Here is a 17,229-nt window from a genome sequence, read left to right as displayed (position 1 = left end):
CACCCATGCGCGCAAGCAGACTTCCCGGATCCCTGGCATGTTTCCTCGCCCTGGCACTCGCGGCCGCCGGCTGCGGCCTCTCCGGCGGCGGCTCCGACGACGGCGAGGCCACGGCCGGCGGCTGCAAGGTCGACAAGGCGAACGTCGGGTCGGGGGCGCTCACCGGGGACGTCAAGGGCGACATCACCTTCCAGACGACCAATCTGAAGAAGGACTTCGGCGACTACTTCAACGGCGTCATCGCCGCCTTCGAGAAGGCCCACCCGGACGCCAAGGTGAAGTGGATCGACGACCCGGGCGACGCCACCTTCACCCAGCGCCTGGTCGCCGACGCGCAGGGCTGCACCCTGCCGGACGTGGTGAACATCAACGTCAACACGGCGATCGCGCTCACCAAGAACGGCTACCTGCTCGACCTGGACAAGAAGGCGCCGGACGCGGGCGGCCCGTTCGTCCCCGCGCTGTGGAAGTCGAGCCTGTACGCGGACGCCTCGGGCACCAAGGTGCACAGCGTGCTGCCCTGGTACTCCGGCGGCATCGTGCAGACCTTCAACACCGAGCTGATGAAGAAGGCGGGCCTGGACCCGGCCAAACCTCCGACGACCGTCCTCGGCCTGTTCGAGGACGCCGAGAAGGTGGCCAAGGCATCGGGCGGCAAGTACTACGCCTTCCTCGCCAACCCGCAGCTGCGCATCCCGGCCGACTGGCAGCAGATGGGCATCAAGATCTTCTCGGCCGACGGCAAGTCGTTCACCTTCGCCGACGACCCGAAGACCGTGCGGTGGGTCGAGGCCATGACCAAGCTCTACAAGGCCGGCGGGATGCCCCGCGACTCCCTCTCCTCCACGCAGGACCCGGCCAACGTCTACGGCCAGGGCAAGCTCGTCTACGGGCCCACCAACCCCAACTTCCTGCGGTTCATCCAGCAGAACAACCCGACCGTCTACAAGAAGTCCGGCGTCGCCCGCTTCATGCTGGACGACCTCGGCCACACCGTCGGCGCCCCGCAGTACATAGGCGTCGCCTCCACCAGCAAGAACGCGACGACCGCGCTGTCCTTCGCGCAGTTCCTGACCAACGCGAAGAACCAGCTTCAGTGGGCGAAGGACCCCAACGTGGTCATCTTCCCCTCGACCACGGCCTCGCTGGACGACCCGTTCTTCCAGTCGGTCAAGGGCACGGACCCCTTCGCCGAGGCCCGGAAGATCGTGGCCAGCGACCGCAAGACCGCCACGGCGGACGAGATCGCCCTCACTCCGGGCGAGCTGAACGCCATCTCGGCCCAGATCCAGCTGGCCATGCAGGGCAAGAAGAGTGCCGAGGACGCCCTTGAGGACGCCCAGTCCAAGGGCAACGAGCTGATCAAGCAGGGCAGCTGACGATGGCTCAGCACACCGTGGACCAGGCGCCCGTTCCCGCTCCCCTCGGGGCGGGCGCCCCCCGCCCCGGCTCCGTACCCGAACCACCGCCGGGGCGCCTGCGCCGCGCCCTCCGCTCCGTCACGCCCGGCCCGACGGCGGACGCGGGGGGCGCGGCGCTCTACCGCCGCTGGTGGCTGCCCTGGCTGTGGATGCTCCCGGCGATCGTCGGCACGACGGTCTTCGGGGTGTTCCCGTTCCTCAACACGCTCCTGGTCTCCTTCACCGACGCCAAGCCGCTCGGCGGCGCGTACGACATGGTGGGCCTGGACAACTACACCCGGATGCTGGGGGATTCGGACTTCTGGCTGGCGACCCGCAACAGCGTGCTGTACGCGGTGATCGTCGTCCCGCTGATGGTCCTGCTGCCGCTGCTGCTCGCGATCCTGGTGGAGCGGAACCTCCCGGGCATCGGCTTCTTCCGCTCCGCCTTCTACACCCCGGTCCTCGCCTCCAGCGTGGTCGTGGGCCTGAGCTGGCAGTGGCTGTTGAGCGACCAGGGCCTGGTCAACACCTGGCTGCAGAAGGCCCACATCATCCGCGAGGCGATCCCGTTCCTGTCCGACTCGTGGCTGATCCTGCTGTCGGCGATGGGCCTGACCCTGTGGAAGGGCCTCGGCTGGTACATGATCTTCTACCTGGCCGCGCTGGGGAACGTGCCGAAGGAACTCCACGAGGCCGCGGCCGTCGACGGGGCGGGCGCGATCCGCCGCTTCTGGCACATCACCGTGCCCGGCGTGCGCCAGTCGATGATGCTGGTCGGCACTCTCACCGGCATCGGCTCGCTGCGGGTCTTCACCGAGATCTACATGCTCGGCGGCTCCACCGGCGGCCCCGGCGGCGCCGACCGCACGCTCCCCTTCTACATCCGGGACGTCGGCCTCGACCCGCTCACCGGCAACGCCGGCTACGGCGCCGCGGTCAGCGTCGCCCTGTTCGCCCTGACCCTGGGCCTCACCCTGCTCGCGCAGCGCCTGACGAAGGAGGACGAGGGATGACCACGGCCGTCGAGAAGAACCGGCGCCTGATGCCGCGCTGGCGGGACTACGGCCGCCCGCGCGAACTGGTCGTCCGCTACCTGCTGTTGGTGTTCGTCCTGTTCATCACCGTGGGCCCGCTGGTGTGGCAGGTGCTGTCGTCGCTCAAGGGCCCCACCGAAGACGTCTTCGGCGCCGGCGCCTCCCTGATCCCGCGCCATCCCACCCTGCGGGCCTACGAGCAGGTCTTCGACCAGGTCCCGGTGTGGACGTACATCCGCAACAGCCTGTTCGTCGCGGTCATCTCCATCACCAGCCAGCTGGTCTTCTCCACCATGGCCGGCTACATGCTCTCCAAGCCCGGCTGGAAGGGCCGCAAGCTGGTCTGGGTCGTCCTGATGGCGTCCATGATGTTCCCGTTCGAGTCGATCATGGTGTCGCTGTTCCTGAGCATCCGGGACATGGGCCTGGTCGACAACCTGGTCGGCGTCTGGCTGCCCGGCTTCGTCGCCGCGATCAACGTCCTCATCATGCGGGCCGCGTTCCTCGCCGTCCCGCGCGAGATCGAGGACGCGGCCATGCTGGACGGCGCGGGCGAGTGGAAGCGGTTCCGGTACCTGTACCTGCCCTCCGCGTACGGCGCGATCCTGGTCGTCACCATCAACACCTTCATCAGCGCCTGGGACGACTTCCTGTGGCCGCTGATCGTGCTGCGCACCGAGGACCACTTCACCCTCACGCTGGGGCTGTCCCGCCTCTCGTCGTCGTCGTTCGGCTACGACCAGCGGCTGGTGATGGCGGGGTCGGTCATCTCGGTGATCCCGGTGCTGGTGCTGTTCGTGATCACACAGCGGTGGTTCTACAAGGGGGTCTCGTCGGGGGCCGTCAAGCTCTGAGTCGGTACGGCGGTCAGTGCCGCCCGCGCCGAGCGCGCGACGCGGAACTCGACCACCGTGCCCCTGCCGGGCAGGTCGGCGCCGAGCGGGAACGCGACCGTGCGGGTCTCGCCCGGCGCCAGGTCGACGGCCTGGAAGCCGCACAGCTCCAGCGTGCGCGGCCACACGGGGGTCCGCAGCCGGCGCAGGTACAGCTGGGCGACGGAACGGCCGGGGCGCTGCCCGGTGTTGGTGATCTCGACCTCGACGGTGCGCCCCGACAGCCGCGGTGGGCCGTACGCGAAGCTCGTGTACGACAGGCCGTGCCCGAAGGAGTAGAGCGGCTCGGCGTCCTCGTCCACATAGCCGCCGTACTCGGTGTCCTTGTGGTTGTAGTAGACGGGGAGCTGGGCCGCGGAGCGCGGCACCGAGACCGGCAGCCGGCCGACGGGTTCGGCCAGCCCGAGCAGCACCTCGGCGATCGCCTCGCCGCCCCAGGGGCCCGGGTACCAGGCGGTGAGCAGCGCGGCTCCGGTGGCGGGCACGACATGCGGACGGCCCTGGACCAGCACGACCACGGTCGGCGTCCCGGTCGCGGTGACGGCCTCCAGCAGGGCGTTCTGGGCCCTGCCCAGCCCCAGCCCGGCCAGATCGACGCCCTCGCCGCAGGTCATCTCGGAGACGACGGTCCGGGCGGCCCCGTTGGCGTCGAACTCCGTGTCGGGCGTACGTGCGCTGCTGCCGCCCAGCACCACCACGGCCAGGTCGGAGGCGGCGGCTGCCGCGACCGCCTCGGGGATGCCGGAGAGGTCGCCGCCGGTGAGGGCGCAGCCGGGGGCGTGCCGGATGTCGAGGCCGGGCGGCGCGAGACGGCGCAGCCCGTCGAGCACGCTGACTCCCGTGCCGGGGCGCTGCGGCGCCGTGTAGTCGCCCGACTGGTGGGCGGCGGTGGCGGACTGGGGGCCGAGGACAGCGACACGGGAGACGGTCGCCGGTATGGGCAGGACCCCGCCGTCGTCGTGGAGGAGGGTGACCGCGGCCCGGGCGACGAGGGTGCTCACGTCCCGGCCGTGAGCCGGGAAGGGAGGTGGGGCGCCCTGCCGGTCGAACAGTCCCAGCCGGAACTTCAGCCGCAGGACGCGGGCGACCGCGGCGTCGAGGACCCCCTCGGCCACCAGCCCCCGCTCGACCGCCTCCTGAAGATGCGTGAAGCCCTCGTCCCAGAGGCTCAGATCGACACCGGCGTCGAGCGCGAGGGCGCCCGCGGACACATGGTCGCCGGTGATCCGGGCCAGCCGGTCCACCGCGAGACCGTCGGCCATGACCAGCCCCTCGAAGCCCCAGCGCTCTCTGAGGAGTTCGGTGAGCAGGGCCCTGTTCCCGGCGCACGGCAGGCCGTCCACCTCGTTGTACGCGGCCATCACGGCGGCGGCCCCGGCGCGGACTCCGGCGCGGGCGGCCGGGAGGTGGATCTCGTGCAGCTCCCGCGGGCCCAGCTCGGACTCGGCGGAGTTGCGGCCGCCGACGGTGGCGCCCTGTCCGGCGAAGTGCTTGAGGACGACGGGGGCCTTGTCGGCGGCGAAGTACTCGGCGGGCCCGCCCTGCATGCCGCGCACGACGGCCTCGGTGAAGCGGGCGGCGAGGTAGGGGTCCTCCCCGAAGCACTCCTCGGTGCGGCCCCAGCGGGGGTCACGGGCGATGTCGAGCGCCGAGACGAGGGCCACGTGGCCACCGCGGGCCCGCAGTTCGGCGGCGGCGTGGGCGGCGGCGCGTTCGTACAGCTCGGGGTCCCAGGTGGCGCCGGCGGCCAGATTGACCGGCAGGACCGTGCCGTCCAGCGCCATGTGCCCGTGCGGCACCTCCTCGACGAACAGCGCGGGGACGCCGAGCCGGCTGCGCTCGACGACATGCCGCTGCACCAGCTCGGCGAGGGCCGCGCCGTCCTCGGCGCCGGGCCCGTCGCCGTGGTCGACGCCGGACCAGGCGTCGGCGCGCTGGAGGCCGTAGAGGGCGCCGAGCCCCTCGAAGCGGTCGGTCTCGGCGTACAGGGCGTCGGTGAGTTCGAAGCCGCCGGCGAGGGTGCGACGGTAGGCGTCCCAGCCGTACATCCGCTGGTTGAGCTGGCCCGTCTTCTCGCGCAGGGTCATGCGGGCGAGCAGGTCGCGGACCCGGGCCTCGACCGGGGCGGTGGGGTCTCGGTAGAGCGGGGTGGGCGGGACGTCGGCGCTGTGCGGCCGTGCGGCGGAGGCGGTCATGCCCGGCACCCCAGTCGGGCGAGGGCGACGGCGCCCCGGGAGCCGTCCGAGACCCAGTCGAGGGTGAGCCCGAGAGGCCGGAGCCGGGCCGTGAGGGGTTCGGTCAGCGGTCCGTCCGGGCCCAGCAGGCCGCCGGTCGCGACGATCCGCTCGCCGGGCCGGGGGTCGAGGGCGCGGACGGTGCCGGTGAGGTGGTCGGCGGCCGTTTCGAGGATCCCGGTGGCGACGGCGTCCCGGTGCCGGGCGGCGGCTTCGGCGACGAGCGGGGCGAGCCGGGCCAGCTGGACCGGCGGCCGGTCCATCACGGCGGGAAGCAGGTGCATGCGGTACGCCTCCCGTCGGGCCCGGGTCCAGGCTCCGGTGTCGTGCGGGTCCGCGGCCTCCCCCGGCAGGACGTCCTCCGGTACGCCCAGCGCCCGACCGACCGACGCGGCCAGCGCCGTCGGGCCGCCCCGGCCGTCCGCCATGCGCAGCGCGAGCCGTACCGCCTCGCGCCCGATCCAGAAGCCGCTGCCGTCGTCGCCGAGCAACCAGCCGTCGCCGCCCGCGGTCTCGGTGCACGCGCGTGCCGTGACGCGCACCGCGACCGCGCCGGTGCCCGCCACCAGGGCGAGACCGTCGGCGGGGTGACCGGGCGCGGAGGCGAACGCGGCCTCGATGTCGCTGTGGATCTCGACCGAGTCGACGCCGATGCCCAGCCGGCGCAGCGCGACGGTGAGGGCGGCGTGCGCCCTGACCCGGCCCGGCTCGTCGGGAGCGGTGCGCGAGGCGCCCGCGAACCCGGCCGCCACCGCGACCACCCGGTCGCGCAGCGCTTGCGGCACGGCCTGCGCGAGGGCCTCGGCCAAGTGCTCGGTGAGCTGCGGGCCGGGCACGGTCAGAGCGTTGCCGGGCCCGGAGACGCCCTCGCCCTCGGGATCGCCGCCGCGCACCGGCGCCAGGACGGCACGCGTACGGGTGCCACCGGCGTCCAGGCCGACGACGTACACCGAGGTTTGGTTCAAATCACTATTCATCGTCGCCCATGGTGGTTGATACATTCGCAGCAGACAAGAGACAGACGGCAGCCAAGCCCCGTGCGGGCACGCCCGGCCCGAGGAGGATCCCATCCACCCGCTCCGCTTCGGCGTCAACTACACGCCCCGCCACGGCTGGTTCCACTCCTGGCACGACTTCGACCCGGCACGCGCGCGTGCCGACCTGGACGCGATAGCCGGCCTCGGCCTCGACCACGTCCGTGTCTTCCACCTCTGGCCACTGCTCCAGCCGAACCGCACCCTCGTGCGCACCGAGGCGGTCGACCAGCTGGCGCGCCTGGTCGACCTGGCCGGCGAGGCCGGTCTGGACGTCATGGTGGACGGCGTCCAGGGCCATCTGTCGAGCTTCGACTTCTACCCGGAGTGGACCCGCAGCTGGCACCACCGCAACGTGTTCACCGACCCGGAGGCCATCGAGGCCCAGGCCGGCCTCCTGCGCACCCTCGGCCGCGCGCTCGCCGGCCGCCCGAACCTCATCGGCCTCCAGCTCGGCAACGAGCTGAACAACCTGGTCGAGCACAACCCGGTGACGGCCGACGAGGTGGACCACTACCTCGACACCCTGCTGGCGGCGGCCCGCGAGGGACTCGGCGCCGACGGCGGCCTGGTCACGCACTCCGCCTACGACGCGGCCTGGTACGGCGACGACCACCCCTTCACCCCCGAGGCATCGGCCCGCAAGGGCGACCTGACGACCGTCCACCCCTGGGTGTTCTCCGGCGGCTGCGCCCAGCGCTACGGCCCCCGCTCCCCGCAGGTGCGGCACCTCGCCGAGTACGGCACCGAGCTGGCCAAGGCGTACGCCACCGACCCCGCGCGTCCGGTCTGGGTCCAGGAGACGGGCGCCCCCGAACCGCACATCCCGGCCGCCGACGCCCCGGACTTCGCGCGGGCGACCGTGCGCAACGCGGCCGGGTGCGCGGGGCTGTGGGGGGTGACCTGGTGGTGCTCGCACGACGTGGACCGGTCGCTGGCCGACTTCCCGGAACTGGAGTACACACTGGGCCTGTTCGACTCGGCGGGCCGCGCGAAGCCGATCGCCGAGGCGCTCGCCGAGACCATCACCGACCTGCGTGACGGATCCGCCACCTCCGCCCGGCCCCGCGACACCGCCCTGCTCCTGGACTGCGCGCCCGGCACCCGCTCGGTGTCCGGTCCGGGCGGTGCCTACTTCGAGTCCTGGATGCGGATGCGCGCCGACGGAGCGCGCCCGGCGGTGGTCCTGGCCGCGCGGGCGGAGGACGCCGGGTACCTGGCGGCCCGGGGGATCAAGGAGGTCGTACGGCCGTCCTGAGCGTCGTGTCCGGAGGGCGGGCGCGCTGCGGCCGTCGGTGCCGTCAGCTGTCGGCGACGCCCGCCAGCACCTCGGCCACCGCCCGCAGGTTCACCCGCCCCCGCCCGTACGAGCAGAGCGTGCCGCCCTCCGGCAGCCCTGTGTCCACCCGGATCGCGTCCGGCCGCCGCTCCAGCAGGGCGTCGCGCAGCCGGGCCTGCCAGGGATGCAGCGCGGCGTCGCAGGTGGCCACGACCAGCGGAGCGCCCCCACAGCACCGCAGCGTGCCGTCGACGAGTTCGGCGGGGTCGGCCGGTTCCCCGGTGACCGCCGTGCCGGTGGACGTGGGGTCGACGGCGCGTATCCCGCTCAGCAGGTCCTCGCCGCCCCAGTTGAGTGCGGGGTGCGGCGGCGGGAACAGGTCGACGACATGGGCGCCGCGCACGGCGGGCGGCACGCCCCCGCTCCGTACGGCCCGGCGCGCGGCGTCGAGTCCGGCGCCCGTGTCCCAGTCGGCGACGACGGTGGCGGGGGTCGCGTACCGCTCGGCGAGCCGCCGCACCCGTCCCGCGGCCTCCCCGATCCGCTCCTCGTCGAGCACTCCGGTGCGCAGCGCGTCGAGGACGGCGTCCCGGCAGTCCAGGGTGACGTTCAGGTCCCCCACGGCGACGATCACCTGGTCCGCTCCGGCGGCGAGCGCGATCCGCGCGCCGGCCGCCTCGCCGTACTGGTCGGCGATCGCCTTCATCTCCAGGGCGTCGCTGACGAGGACGCCGTCGAAGCCGAGGTCGTGGCGGAGCAGATCGCCCAGGACGCGGCGGCTGAGCGTGGCGGGGCGGCCCGGGTCCAGGGCCGGGAAGACGACATGGGCACTCATCAGCATCGGCACTCCGGCGGCGATCGCCGCGCGGAACGGTTCGAGGTCGACGCGGAGTTCGTCGTACGGCCGCGGGTCGACGGCCATGCCGTGGTGGCTGTCGGTGACGGTGCCGCCGTGGCCGGGGAAGTGCTTGGCGCATGAGGCTATGCCGCGGGCCTCGGTGGCGGTGATCCAGGCACGCAGATGGCGGGCGGCGAGTTCGGGGTCGGCGCCGAAGGAGCGGGTGCGCACGATCGGATTGTCCGGCCGGTGCTGGAGGTCGGCCACGGGGGCGTAGGAGACGGTGATGCCGAGGGTGGCCAGATGGCCGGCGAGTGCGTCGGCGCAGCGGGCGGTGAGGTTCGGGTCGTCGACGACGCCGAGGGCGTAGGAGCCGGGGACGTCGGGGGCGCCTGCGGCGACCAGGTGGCCGATGCCGCCGCCCTCGTTGTCGATGGCGACGAGGAGGTCCGGGCGTATCGCGCGCAGCTCGTCCGTGAGGCGGCGCACCTGCCGCGCGTCACGGATGTTGCGGGTGAAGAGGATGACTCCGCCGAGGCCGCGGTCGATGAGCTCCTTGAGCTGGTCCGGCACGCTCGTCGCGCCGTCGAACCCGGCGACGAGACAGCGGTGGGCGGCCTCGTCCAGGTCGACGGGGAGTGCGGTCGACCTGGAGGACACATGCTCGAAGTGGCTCACCCCGGCAATGCTCTGGCTCGGTCAGCCGAAAGTCAACCTCCTGGTGGATCGCTGATTCAGCAGGACCGCCGATCCGGCCCCGCAGCCCGGCTGCGCCGACCCGGCACGACGGGGCACTGGATGCGGTGCGGGCGGGACGCGGGCGGAAGCCGGAACGGGCCGCCGCCCCGGCGCACCCGGTCACGTCGCCCGCCCGCCGACGACGCTTCGGTTTGCGGACACCACGGCGTCATACCGGGCGGGCACGTTTCCTTCCGTCCCCTCCAGCCTCGCCCTCTAGCCGTCCGCACCGCGTCCGCGCGGAGAGGACGCGGAAGGACGACCGCGCCGTGTCCTCGCTCCCGCTCAGCGATCTCCCCGGACCACTGCCCGCCCGCCCCGCCCCTTCCCCCCTCCCCTCCCTCGCCCGCATCGCCCGCCACGCGCTGCCCCTGCTCCCGCTCCTGCTGATCGGGGCGTGGGCGGTGGCTGACTGGCACACCGTCCGCGACGGCGCCGCCCGGCTCGCCTCCGCCGACCCCTGGTGGCTGCTGGCCGGTCTCTTCTTCACCTGCACGGGCTGGGTGGTCGCCGCGGTCGTCCGCCAAGGGGCCCTGCCGGAACGGCTTCCGCCGGGCCTGCTGCTCGCGTCGCAGTTCGCCGCCGGCGCCGCCAACCAGGTGCTGCCGGCCGGCCTCGGCGCCCACGCCGTCACCCTTCGCTTCCTCCAGGGCCGCGGCGTACCCTTGCCCCGGGCCACCGCCTCACTCGCCCTGTACTCCCTGGTCAAACCGATCGCGAAGACGCTGGTGCTGCTCGCCTTCCTAGTCGCCTTCCCCGAGCTGCTGTACCTCGGCGAACTCGTCCCGGACCAGCGGACGTCGCTCATGGTCGCCGCAGGCGTGGCGACCGCCCTCGTCACCGCAGGCGTGCTCGTGACAGCCGTACGACCGCTACGGCGCCCCCTCCTCGGTTTCGTGCGCACCGCCCTGACCGACGCGCGGATCCTGCACACCCGCCCCGGCAGGGTCCTCGCCCTCTGGGGCGGGGCCGCCGCCACCCCGCTGCTCCAGGCGAGCGTGCTCGCCTCGGTCGGCTTCGCGCTCGGCCTGCCGTTGTCCTGGACGCAGGTGGCCCTCGCGCTCCTCCTCGCCAGTACGGCGGTGGGCGCCGTGCCCGCGCCCGGCGGCATCGGCCCCGTCGACGCGGCCCTGGTGTTCACGATGACCACCTTCGGCGCGCCGACGGGCCTGGCTGCGGCCACCGTCATCGGCTACCGCGTCCTGACGGTCTGGGTTCCCCTGCTGCCGGGCGCGCTGGTGCTCTCGGTGATGGTCCAGCGCAAGATCCTCTGATCCCCCTGGGCGGGCACGCCACCCTCACTCCTGCGCGACCCGCACCACCGCCACCGTGATGTTGTCGGGCCCGCCCGCCTCGATCGCGGCCTTCCACAGCTCGAAGGCCGCCCGGCCGTCGTCGTGCTCCCGCAGGATCTCGTCCAGTACGTCCTCCGGCAGCGGGTCCGTCAGCCCGTCCGAGCAGACGAGGTAGCGCTCACCGGGGGTCAGGGGTCCTGCCGTGACATGGGGATGGACGGCGCGATAGGTGGGTGAGCCGCCCAGGCACTGGGTGACGAGGGAGGTGGTGTGCCCGGCCGGGTGCGGAGGGCTGTCGTCGACGCTCAGCTGGCGCAGCCCGTCGCCCGACGCCGCGAGGACCCGGCTGTCCCCCACGTTGAACGTCGTGACCGAGTCGGGCTGTACGACGACTCCGGCGATCGTGGTCCCCATGGCGCTCAGCTCGCCTCCCTCATCGCCGCCGGCCGCCTGGTACACGGCGCGGTTGCAGACGTTCAGAGCGTCACGGACGGCGACCTCACTGCTCAGGGCGGGGCCGAGCGAGGCGATCCGACGCACCACCAGGGCACTGGCCACATCCCCGCCGGGATGCCCGCCGAGCCCGTCGGCGACGGCCACGACGAGGGGCGTGCCCAGCGGGAAGATCAGGGTCTGCGGATTCTCGGTCACGGTGCCGCACAGGGTCCACGGTCCGACGACGAGACTGTCCTCGTTCCGCTCGCGCAGCAGTCCTGGATGGCTGATCGCACTCACTGCGACGTACGGCATGCGGCCACACCGCCTTCCCGCGGGGACTGACGGCCGGGCCGGACGTCCCCTACGAGTCTAGGAACACCGGCATCCGGCGTGCCAGCGCAGCAAAGCCCTCGTCTCCGCCCTCGTCCGCCGTCAGCCGCAACGAGATGCTGTTGATGCGGTACCGCTGACCGGTCGCGATGAGCTCCACCGCGTCGGTGCCCTTCGGGTCGTAGAAGGAGGGCCAGCCGTGCCGTCAGACAGCGACCACACGCACATCCGGCGGCGTCAGCCCGCCGCCGGGAGGCGACCAGTGCCGGACACCCGGCATGCAGCCGCCCCCGGCCCGGACATGTTCCGCCCCTCGACCACCTCCACGCCCTGGAGGCCGCCCCGTGACACCGCGTCTTCCCTCATCCGGGTGGAGCGCCCACGGAACCGGGCGCTCGGACCGCGCCGACCGATATGAATCGTGGCTGCGGGCCAGCGCGGCGATCGACGGAGCAGGGGGAGGCAGGTCATGGAACCCATGGCGTTCATCATCGGCGTGGACCAGTCCGGCGGCGCTGGGGCGATGCCGGATCTGTGGCAGCGACTGGCGCAAGGCGCACCGGCCGGCTGCCACTTCGAGCTCCGAAGCGGGCGGCCCGTTCCCCAGACGCTGGGCGGGCTCCCGGAGATCCTGGCATCCGTCGGTGCCGGGGCGGCCACCGGGTGCGCGGCGGTGATCATCGCATGGCTGCGTGAGCGGACATCGAACGTCGAGATCACTGTCACGCGGGAGGACGGTGCCGTGTCCACGGTCAAGGCAGAGCGCTGCGGCCGGGTGGACGCCGCGGCTCTCGCCGAATTCCTGCGTGAGCGGGGCGAGTTGTCCGAACCCGCTGGGGAGTGATCACGTGCCGCCGACGGACCGGTACGGCGCGGTGGACGCGCCCGACCAGATGCTGGTGGTGGCGACCGGGCGGCATGCGCCCGGCTCCGGCCTTGCCGATGTCCCGGCCTCGACGGCCTCGGCCCGCGCCCTGGGCAAGGTACTTGGCGCGGACGCGGCCGGGGCAGGCCGGCATGTGCGCATCCTGACCGACCCGCCCGACGTCAGCGCACTCGGTGAGGCGATCGCCGACGCCGCCGAGCACGCCACCGGCCTGCTGCTGGTGTACTTCATCGGGCACGGCATCCTCGGTCCCGGCGGTGACCTCTACCTGGCCACGCGCACGACGGACAACTCGCGTGCCGTACGCCTCGCCCACACCGCTCTGCCGTGCGCCATGCTCGGCAACTACCTGCTGTCCTCCCGGGCGCCCGCGCGAGCCGTCGTCCTCGACTGCTGTTTCTCCGCGCACTCCTTCACCCGGCTCGGCGGTACCCGCACCTACGTGATCGCCTCGGCATCGGAGGACGTCCTGGCGCCGTCGGGGAGCGTCGTCACACCGTTCACGGCAGCGGCCATCGACACGCTGACGTCCGCACCCACGAGCGACCCGCCCCACGTGACCCTCGACGGCCTGTACCAGGGGGTCTCCGCGCGGCTCACGCAGCAGACGCCACCCGGCGCCCGGCCTCGCCGCCTCGGCGCGGACTGCGTGGGCGATACCGTCCTGTCGGTGCGGGCGCACCGGAACCTGCCGGGCACGACCGCCCCGCACGGTATGGTCCCCTATCCCGGCCTCGCCGCTTTCGAGACGAGCCAGGCCGCCTTCTTCCACGGCCGCGGCCGCGAACTCACCGAACTGCTCGCGCTGTTGGCGGATCGTGCCCACCAGCACCGGCCGCTCGCCGTCACCGCCCCGTCCGGCACCGGGAAGTCGTCACTGCTGCGGGCCGGCATGCTCGCCGCCGTCCAGGCCGATCAGGTGCCCGTGCCCGGGATGAGCGACTGGCCCGTCGCCCTCTTCCAGCCGGGCCGCCGACCGGTCACCGCTCTCGTCGACGCCCTGGCGGCGGCCCTCCCGGCAGGCGACCGCGCGGAGCTCGACCACCTCGTCACGACGGCGGACAGTGCCGGACTGTGTGACGCGGTGCGGCGGATACTGCGGACGGAAGACAGTCCCGGCGTGGAACGGCGGTTGCTGATCGTCGCCGACCAGTTCGAGCAGGCGTTCACCTCCGGTACACGCGAGCGCGAGACGTTCCTGACCGCCCTGGAGGCCCTGTGGCGCCCGAGCGGCCCCGAACCACCCCCTGCCGTCCTGGTGTACGCGGTCAAGCTCGACTTCCACAGCGCCTGCACGACGGCGCCGCAACTGACCGACGCCACCGCGTCGCCGCCCATGCTGCTCGGTCCGCTGCACGCCCGGGAGATCGAGCGGATGGTGACCGGCCCCGCCCGCCGCGCGGGCCTGCGTGTGGACAGCGGACTGGCCGCCCTCGTCCACCAGAACCTCGCCGAACTCTCCGGCGGGCCCGTCGTCGACGCCCAGGTCCTGCCGCTGGCCGCGCACGCCCTGCGCCGCACGTTCGAACACAGCGACGGCCTGAACATGTCCGTGGCCGCCTATCTGGCCGTCGGGGGAGCGTCCAAGGCCCTCGCCCGCACCGCCTCGGACGTCTTCGGCTCCCTCGATCCCGCCGCCCGGAAAGCTCTGCGCGCCCTGCTGCCCCTGCTCGCTCGGATCGGCGACGGCGTACCCGATACCGCGCGCCAGGCCACAGAGGCGGAACTGCTGGGCCGGGCACCCGATACCGCGGCGGCCGGCCGGGCCCTCGACGCCTTCGTCGCGGCCCGCCTGATGCGAGCGCTGCCCGGCCCGGCCTACGAGCTGGCTCACGAGACGCTCCTGCGCCACTGGCCCGAGATGCGGGAAGCCGTCGCCGACGGACATGAGCGCCAGGCCGCCGACCGGCGCATCCGCACCGATGCCGAGGCGTGGGAGGCCGCCGGACGCGACCCCGGCCTGGTGTACCGGGGCGCCCGCCTCGATCTGGCACTGGAGCGTACGCGGATGCCGGACGCCGCACCGGACCCCACCACTGTGGCGTTCGTGCAAGAGGGGCTGCGCACGCGCCACCAGGAGGGGCGCCAGGCAGCCCGGCAGCGCCGACAGCGGCTGGCGATCGTGGCGCTGGTCGCGGTGCTGATCGCCCTGACCCCTCTGCTGCTGGCCCTGAACCACGAGAACAACGCGCTGACCACATCCCAGCAGAGCCGGATCCTCACTGAGGCGGTCAGCCGACTGCGAGCCCGTCAGCAGGCGGCTGCTCTGCAGGTGAGCCTCGCCGCATGGCAGCAGTCGCCGAACCGGGCGAGCCGCAGTGCCCTCTTGAACGCGGCCGGGACGTCGCCGGAGATCCCGCTGGCCGGGCACGACAGCCCGGTCTACGCGAGCGCGGTCAGCAGCCGGAACCTGGTCGCGACCGCCGGGATCGACGGCGACGTACACCTCACCGACCTGACCGATCCGTTCCGTCCCCGTGCGATCGACGTACGGCTGAAGGACCCGGCCGGTGCGGTCTACGACCTGGCCTTCTCCCCCGGCGGCCGCTCGCTGGTGGCGGCGGACGAGAGCGGAACCGTGTGGCGGTGGGACGTCACACGGCCGGCCTCCCCCAGGAAACTGGGTCCCCTGCATGCTCCGCGTCGCGGCGGCAAGGCTGTCGGCGCCGCCCATGCTGTCGCCTTCGACCACAAGGGTTCCCGCCTGGCCGTCGGTTACGACAGCGGCCTCACCCTGCTATACGACACGCGAACCGCCGGGCAGCCACCGTCAGAGCTCCAGGGTGAGCCGTCGTCCTGGGTGAGCGCGGTCGCCTGGAGCCACGACGACACACTGCTGGCCACCGCCTACGGCCGGGACCCCGAAGGGGCACTGGTCCGCTTCTGGGCCGCGGGCCACGGGCGCGCGCCGACCACGGACGGTCCGGCGCACGGCGGGCCGCGCACCAACATCATGGCGCTCGCCTTCAGCGACGACGACACCCGACTCCTGGGCGCGACCACGGACGGCGGGAACGCCACCCGGTACTGGCTCACCGAAGAGCGCCGAACCGGTTCCTCCGCGAAGTCCCTGCAGTCAGGTCCGGACGGCATGGCGTCCGACGTGACGACCGTGCCCGAGCGGAAGCTGATCGCGGTCGGCGGCGTGGACCGCACGATCCGTCTGCTCAGCGAGGACACCTACCGCCCGGTTCGCACCCTCGAGGGACCGGTCCCGGTGACCTCGCTCGCGGCGACCCCGCAAGGCACAGCCGTCGTCGCGGGATACCACGACGGAAGCGTCCGCGTCTGGCCGCTCACCGGCCCCCTCATCCTGGGCCCCGGGGCGACGGCCCAGACGGTGGCCACCCATCCGCACAGCCGGCTCGCCGCGATCAGCAGCACCGATCGCGAGACGGGGGTCACCCTCTGGGACCTCACCCATCCGCGCAGGCCCGCCGAGCTCGCCCGGCTGCCGCTGCCCTCCGCACCCGCGCTGAAAGGGAAGGAGGTGGCACAGACCCTGGCATTCTCCGCGACCCGGCACCTCCTCGCCGCCGCCATCGGCAGGGGGTGGGCCCTCCTGTGGGACATCTCGAACCCCGCAGAACCGAAGCTCGTCGGTGAACCCCTGAGCGTCAGTGACAAAGGCGCGATGGCCCTGTCCGTGGCGCTGAGCGGCGACGGACGACTCATGGCCGTGGGCACCGCGGACCGTGACATCCACGTATGGGACATCACTGAGGCAGACGCGCCCATCCCGCTCGGTGCACCGCTGAAGGCATCATCGAATGTCCAGGCGCTGGCCTTCAGCCCCGACAGCCGCACGCTCGCGTCCGCCTCACTCGACGGGAAGGTCGAACTGTGGGACAGCAGTAGAAGGGAACAGCCCACCATGCTGACAGCTCCACTCGACTCGTCGACGGCGGGCGCCAACAGTCTGGCGTATTCCGCCGACGGGGAACTGCTCGCTGTCAGCTGCGGCGACGGCACCGTCCGGATGTGGCGCATGACAGACGTCCGGCGGCCCCGCGCCCTCCCTCCGTTGAAGGCCGCCGCCGGTTCGACCCACTCCATCGCCTTCGCCCCCGTCAAACCCGACCGGCGGCATGTGCTGGCCGTCGGCTATGGCGACGGCAGCATCAGGCTCTGGGAGCCGGACGCGGAACAGGCCGACAACCCGTCGGCGGTCCTCAGCGCCGGCCCGAGCCCGGTCAAGGGCGTCGCGTTCACCTCCGACGCCCAGACGCTGATCAGCGTGGACTGGTCGGGCACCGGCGTTGCCTGGTTCGTCCGCCCCGAGTCGGCCCGCGCCTACGTCTGCGCGGTCTCCGGGCCACCCCTGAGCAAAGCGGCCTGGCAGGCCGCAGTGCCGGACGCCCCGTATGCGCAGCCGTGCGACGCGAAGCAACAGTGACCGCGCGCCGGTCTCAGCCCTCGTCCGCCGTCAGCCGCAACGAGATGCTGTTGATGCAGTACCGCTGATCCGTCGGCGTCGGATACCCCTCGCCCTCGAAGACATGCCCGAGATGCGACCCGCACCGGGCGCACCGCACCTCGGTGCGGATCATCCCGTGCGAGCGGTCCGCGATGAGCTCCACCGCGTCGGTGTCCTTCGGGTCGTAGAAGGAGGGCCAGCCGCAGTGGGACTCGAACTTCGTGGTGGAGGTGAAGAGTTCGGCGCCGCAGGCGCGGCAGGAGTAGACGCCCGTCGTCTTGGTGTTGGTGTACTCACCGGTGAAGGCGGGCTCCGTCCCGGCCTGCCGGAGGACGGCGTACTCGGCCGGCGTCAGCTCCGTGCGCCACTGCTCGTCCGGCTTTTCGATGTCGTACGACATGAGTGCTTGC

The 17,229-nt window shown here is 72.8% G+C and carries 12 protein-coding genes; 7 read left to right on the top strand and 5 right to left on the bottom strand.

Going from position 1 to position 17,229, the window contains the following annotated elements:
* Positions 1-5: 5 nt before the first annotated feature.
* Genes ACFU95_RS06265 through ACFU95_RS06255 form a run of 3 tightly spaced genes read left to right on the top strand, consistent with a single transcriptional unit; the run spans position 6 to position 3,291 of the window.
* The gene (locus ACFU95_RS06265) at positions 6-1,379 is read left to right on the top strand and encodes an extracellular solute-binding protein (protein WP_383822498.1); all 1,374 of its coding nucleotides are present in this window, start codon (positions 6-8) and stop codon (positions 1,377-1,379) included.
* A 2-nt stretch (positions 1,380-1,381) separates the two neighbouring features.
* Positions 1,382-2,416, top strand: a complete 1,035-nt coding sequence (locus ACFU95_RS06260; protein WP_383822495.1) for a carbohydrate ABC transporter permease — start codon at positions 1,382-1,384, stop codon at positions 2,414-2,416.
* Complete coding sequence (locus tag ACFU95_RS06255; protein ID WP_383822493.1) at positions 2,413-3,291, top strand: carbohydrate ABC transporter permease; 879 nt, start codon at positions 2,413-2,415, stop codon at positions 3,289-3,291. The genes ACFU95_RS06260 and ACFU95_RS06255 overlap by 4 nt, the downstream gene beginning before the upstream one ends.
* On the opposite strand, the gene ACFU95_RS06250 is transcribed toward ACFU95_RS06255, so the two are convergent.
* Together ACFU95_RS06250 and ACFU95_RS06245 are read right to left on the bottom strand one after the other, a co-directional pair.
* Entirely contained in the window at positions 3,255-5,525 is a 2,271-nt protein-coding gene (locus ACFU95_RS06250; protein WP_383822491.1) for a glycoside hydrolase family 3 N-terminal domain-containing protein, read from the bottom strand. The two genes, ACFU95_RS06255 and ACFU95_RS06250, sit on opposite strands and share 37 nt — an antisense overlap.
* A complete protein-coding gene (locus ACFU95_RS06245; RefSeq protein WP_383822489.1) occupies positions 5,522-6,541 on the bottom strand; it encodes an N-acetylglucosamine kinase in 1,020 nt (339 codons plus the stop codon). The genes ACFU95_RS06250 and ACFU95_RS06245 overlap by 4 nt, the downstream gene beginning before the upstream one ends.
* A gap of 91 nt (positions 6,542-6,632) precedes the next feature.
* On the opposite strand from ACFU95_RS06245, the gene ACFU95_RS06240 reads away from it, so the two are divergent.
* Positions 6,633-7,856, top strand: coding sequence for a glycosyl hydrolase (locus ACFU95_RS06240; RefSeq protein WP_383822934.1), 1,224 nt, complete (start codon positions 6,633-6,635; stop codon positions 7,854-7,856).
* A gap of 43 nt (positions 7,857-7,899) precedes the next feature.
* On the opposite strand, the gene ACFU95_RS06235 is transcribed toward ACFU95_RS06240, so the two are convergent.
* A complete protein-coding gene (locus ACFU95_RS06235; protein ID WP_383822487.1) occupies positions 7,900-9,393 on the bottom strand; it encodes a glycoside hydrolase family 3 N-terminal domain-containing protein in 1,494 nt (497 codons plus the stop codon).
* A 329-nt stretch (positions 9,394-9,722) separates the two neighbouring features.
* On the opposite strand from ACFU95_RS06235, the gene ACFU95_RS06230 reads away from it, so the two are divergent.
* On the top strand, positions 9,723-10,727 hold the full coding sequence (locus tag ACFU95_RS06230) for a YbhN family protein (protein WP_383822484.1): 1,005 nt from the start codon (positions 9,723-9,725) through the stop codon (positions 10,725-10,727).
* A gap of 24 nt (positions 10,728-10,751) precedes the next feature.
* Here the strand turns inward: ACFU95_RS06230 and ACFU95_RS06225 are convergent, their stop codons facing one another.
* Positions 10,752-11,498: a PP2C family protein-serine/threonine phosphatase gene (locus tag ACFU95_RS06225; protein ID WP_383822482.1), complete on the bottom strand. Its 747-nt coding sequence runs from the start codon at positions 11,496-11,498 to the stop codon at positions 10,752-10,754.
* Positions 11,499-11,985: 487 nt separating this feature from the next.
* Between ACFU95_RS06225 and ACFU95_RS06220 the strand changes: the two genes are divergently transcribed.
* A complete protein-coding gene (locus tag ACFU95_RS06220; protein ID WP_383822480.1) occupies positions 11,986-12,360 on the top strand; it encodes a hypothetical protein in 375 nt (124 codons plus the stop codon).
* Between the two features lie 4 nt (positions 12,361-12,364).
* Entirely contained in the window at positions 12,365-16,798 is a 4,434-nt protein-coding gene (locus ACFU95_RS06215) for an AAA family ATPase (protein WP_383822477.1), read from the top strand.
* A gap of 13 nt (positions 16,799-16,811) precedes the next feature.
* On the opposite strand, the gene msrB is transcribed toward ACFU95_RS06215, so the two are convergent.
* A complete protein-coding gene (msrB, locus tag ACFU95_RS06210) occupies positions 16,812-17,219 on the bottom strand; it encodes a peptide-methionine (R)-S-oxide reductase MsrB (RefSeq protein WP_383822474.1) in 408 nt (135 codons plus the stop codon).
* Positions 17,220-17,229 lie beyond the last annotated feature (10 nt).

It is taken from the genome of Streptomyces sp. NPDC057623 (assembly GCF_042800355.1).
Lineage (GTDB): Bacteria > Actinomycetota > Actinomycetes > Streptomycetales > Streptomycetaceae > Streptomyces.
Note: the sequence above shows the minus strand (reverse complement) of the source record. Positions and strands in the feature narration are given on the sequence as shown.

What these genes read in the sequence shown, in the direction of transcription:
- ACFU95_RS06265 (WP_383822498.1), top strand. Translation starts at nt 6, where the DNA reads ATGCGCGCAAGCAGACTTCCCGGATCCCTGGCATGTTTCCTCGCCCTG.
- ACFU95_RS06260 (WP_383822495.1), top strand. Translation starts at nt 1,382, where the DNA reads ATGGCTCAGCACACCGTGGACCAGGCGCCCGTTCCCGCTCCCCTCGGG.
- ACFU95_RS06255 (WP_383822493.1), top strand. Translation starts at nt 2,413, where the DNA reads ATGACCACGGCCGTCGAGAAGAACCGGCGCCTGATGCCGCGCTGGCGG.
- ACFU95_RS06250 (WP_383822491.1), bottom strand. Translation starts at nt 5,525, where the DNA reads ATGACCGCCTCCGCCGCACGGCCGCACAGCGCCGACGTCCCGCCCACC.
- ACFU95_RS06245 (WP_383822489.1), bottom strand. Translation starts at nt 6,541, where the DNA reads ATGAATAGTGATTTGAACCAAACCTCGGTGTACGTCGTCGGCCTGGAC.
- ACFU95_RS06225 (WP_383822482.1), bottom strand. Translation starts at nt 11,498, where the DNA reads ATGCCGTACGTCGCAGTGAGTGCGATCAGCCATCCAGGACTGCTGCGC.
- ACFU95_RS06220 (WP_383822480.1), top strand. Translation starts at nt 11,986, where the DNA reads ATGGAACCCATGGCGTTCATCATCGGCGTGGACCAGTCCGGCGGCGCT.
- msrB (WP_383822474.1), bottom strand. Translation starts at nt 17,219, where the DNA reads ATGTCGTACGACATCGAAAAGCCGGACGAGCAGTGGCGCACGGAGCTG.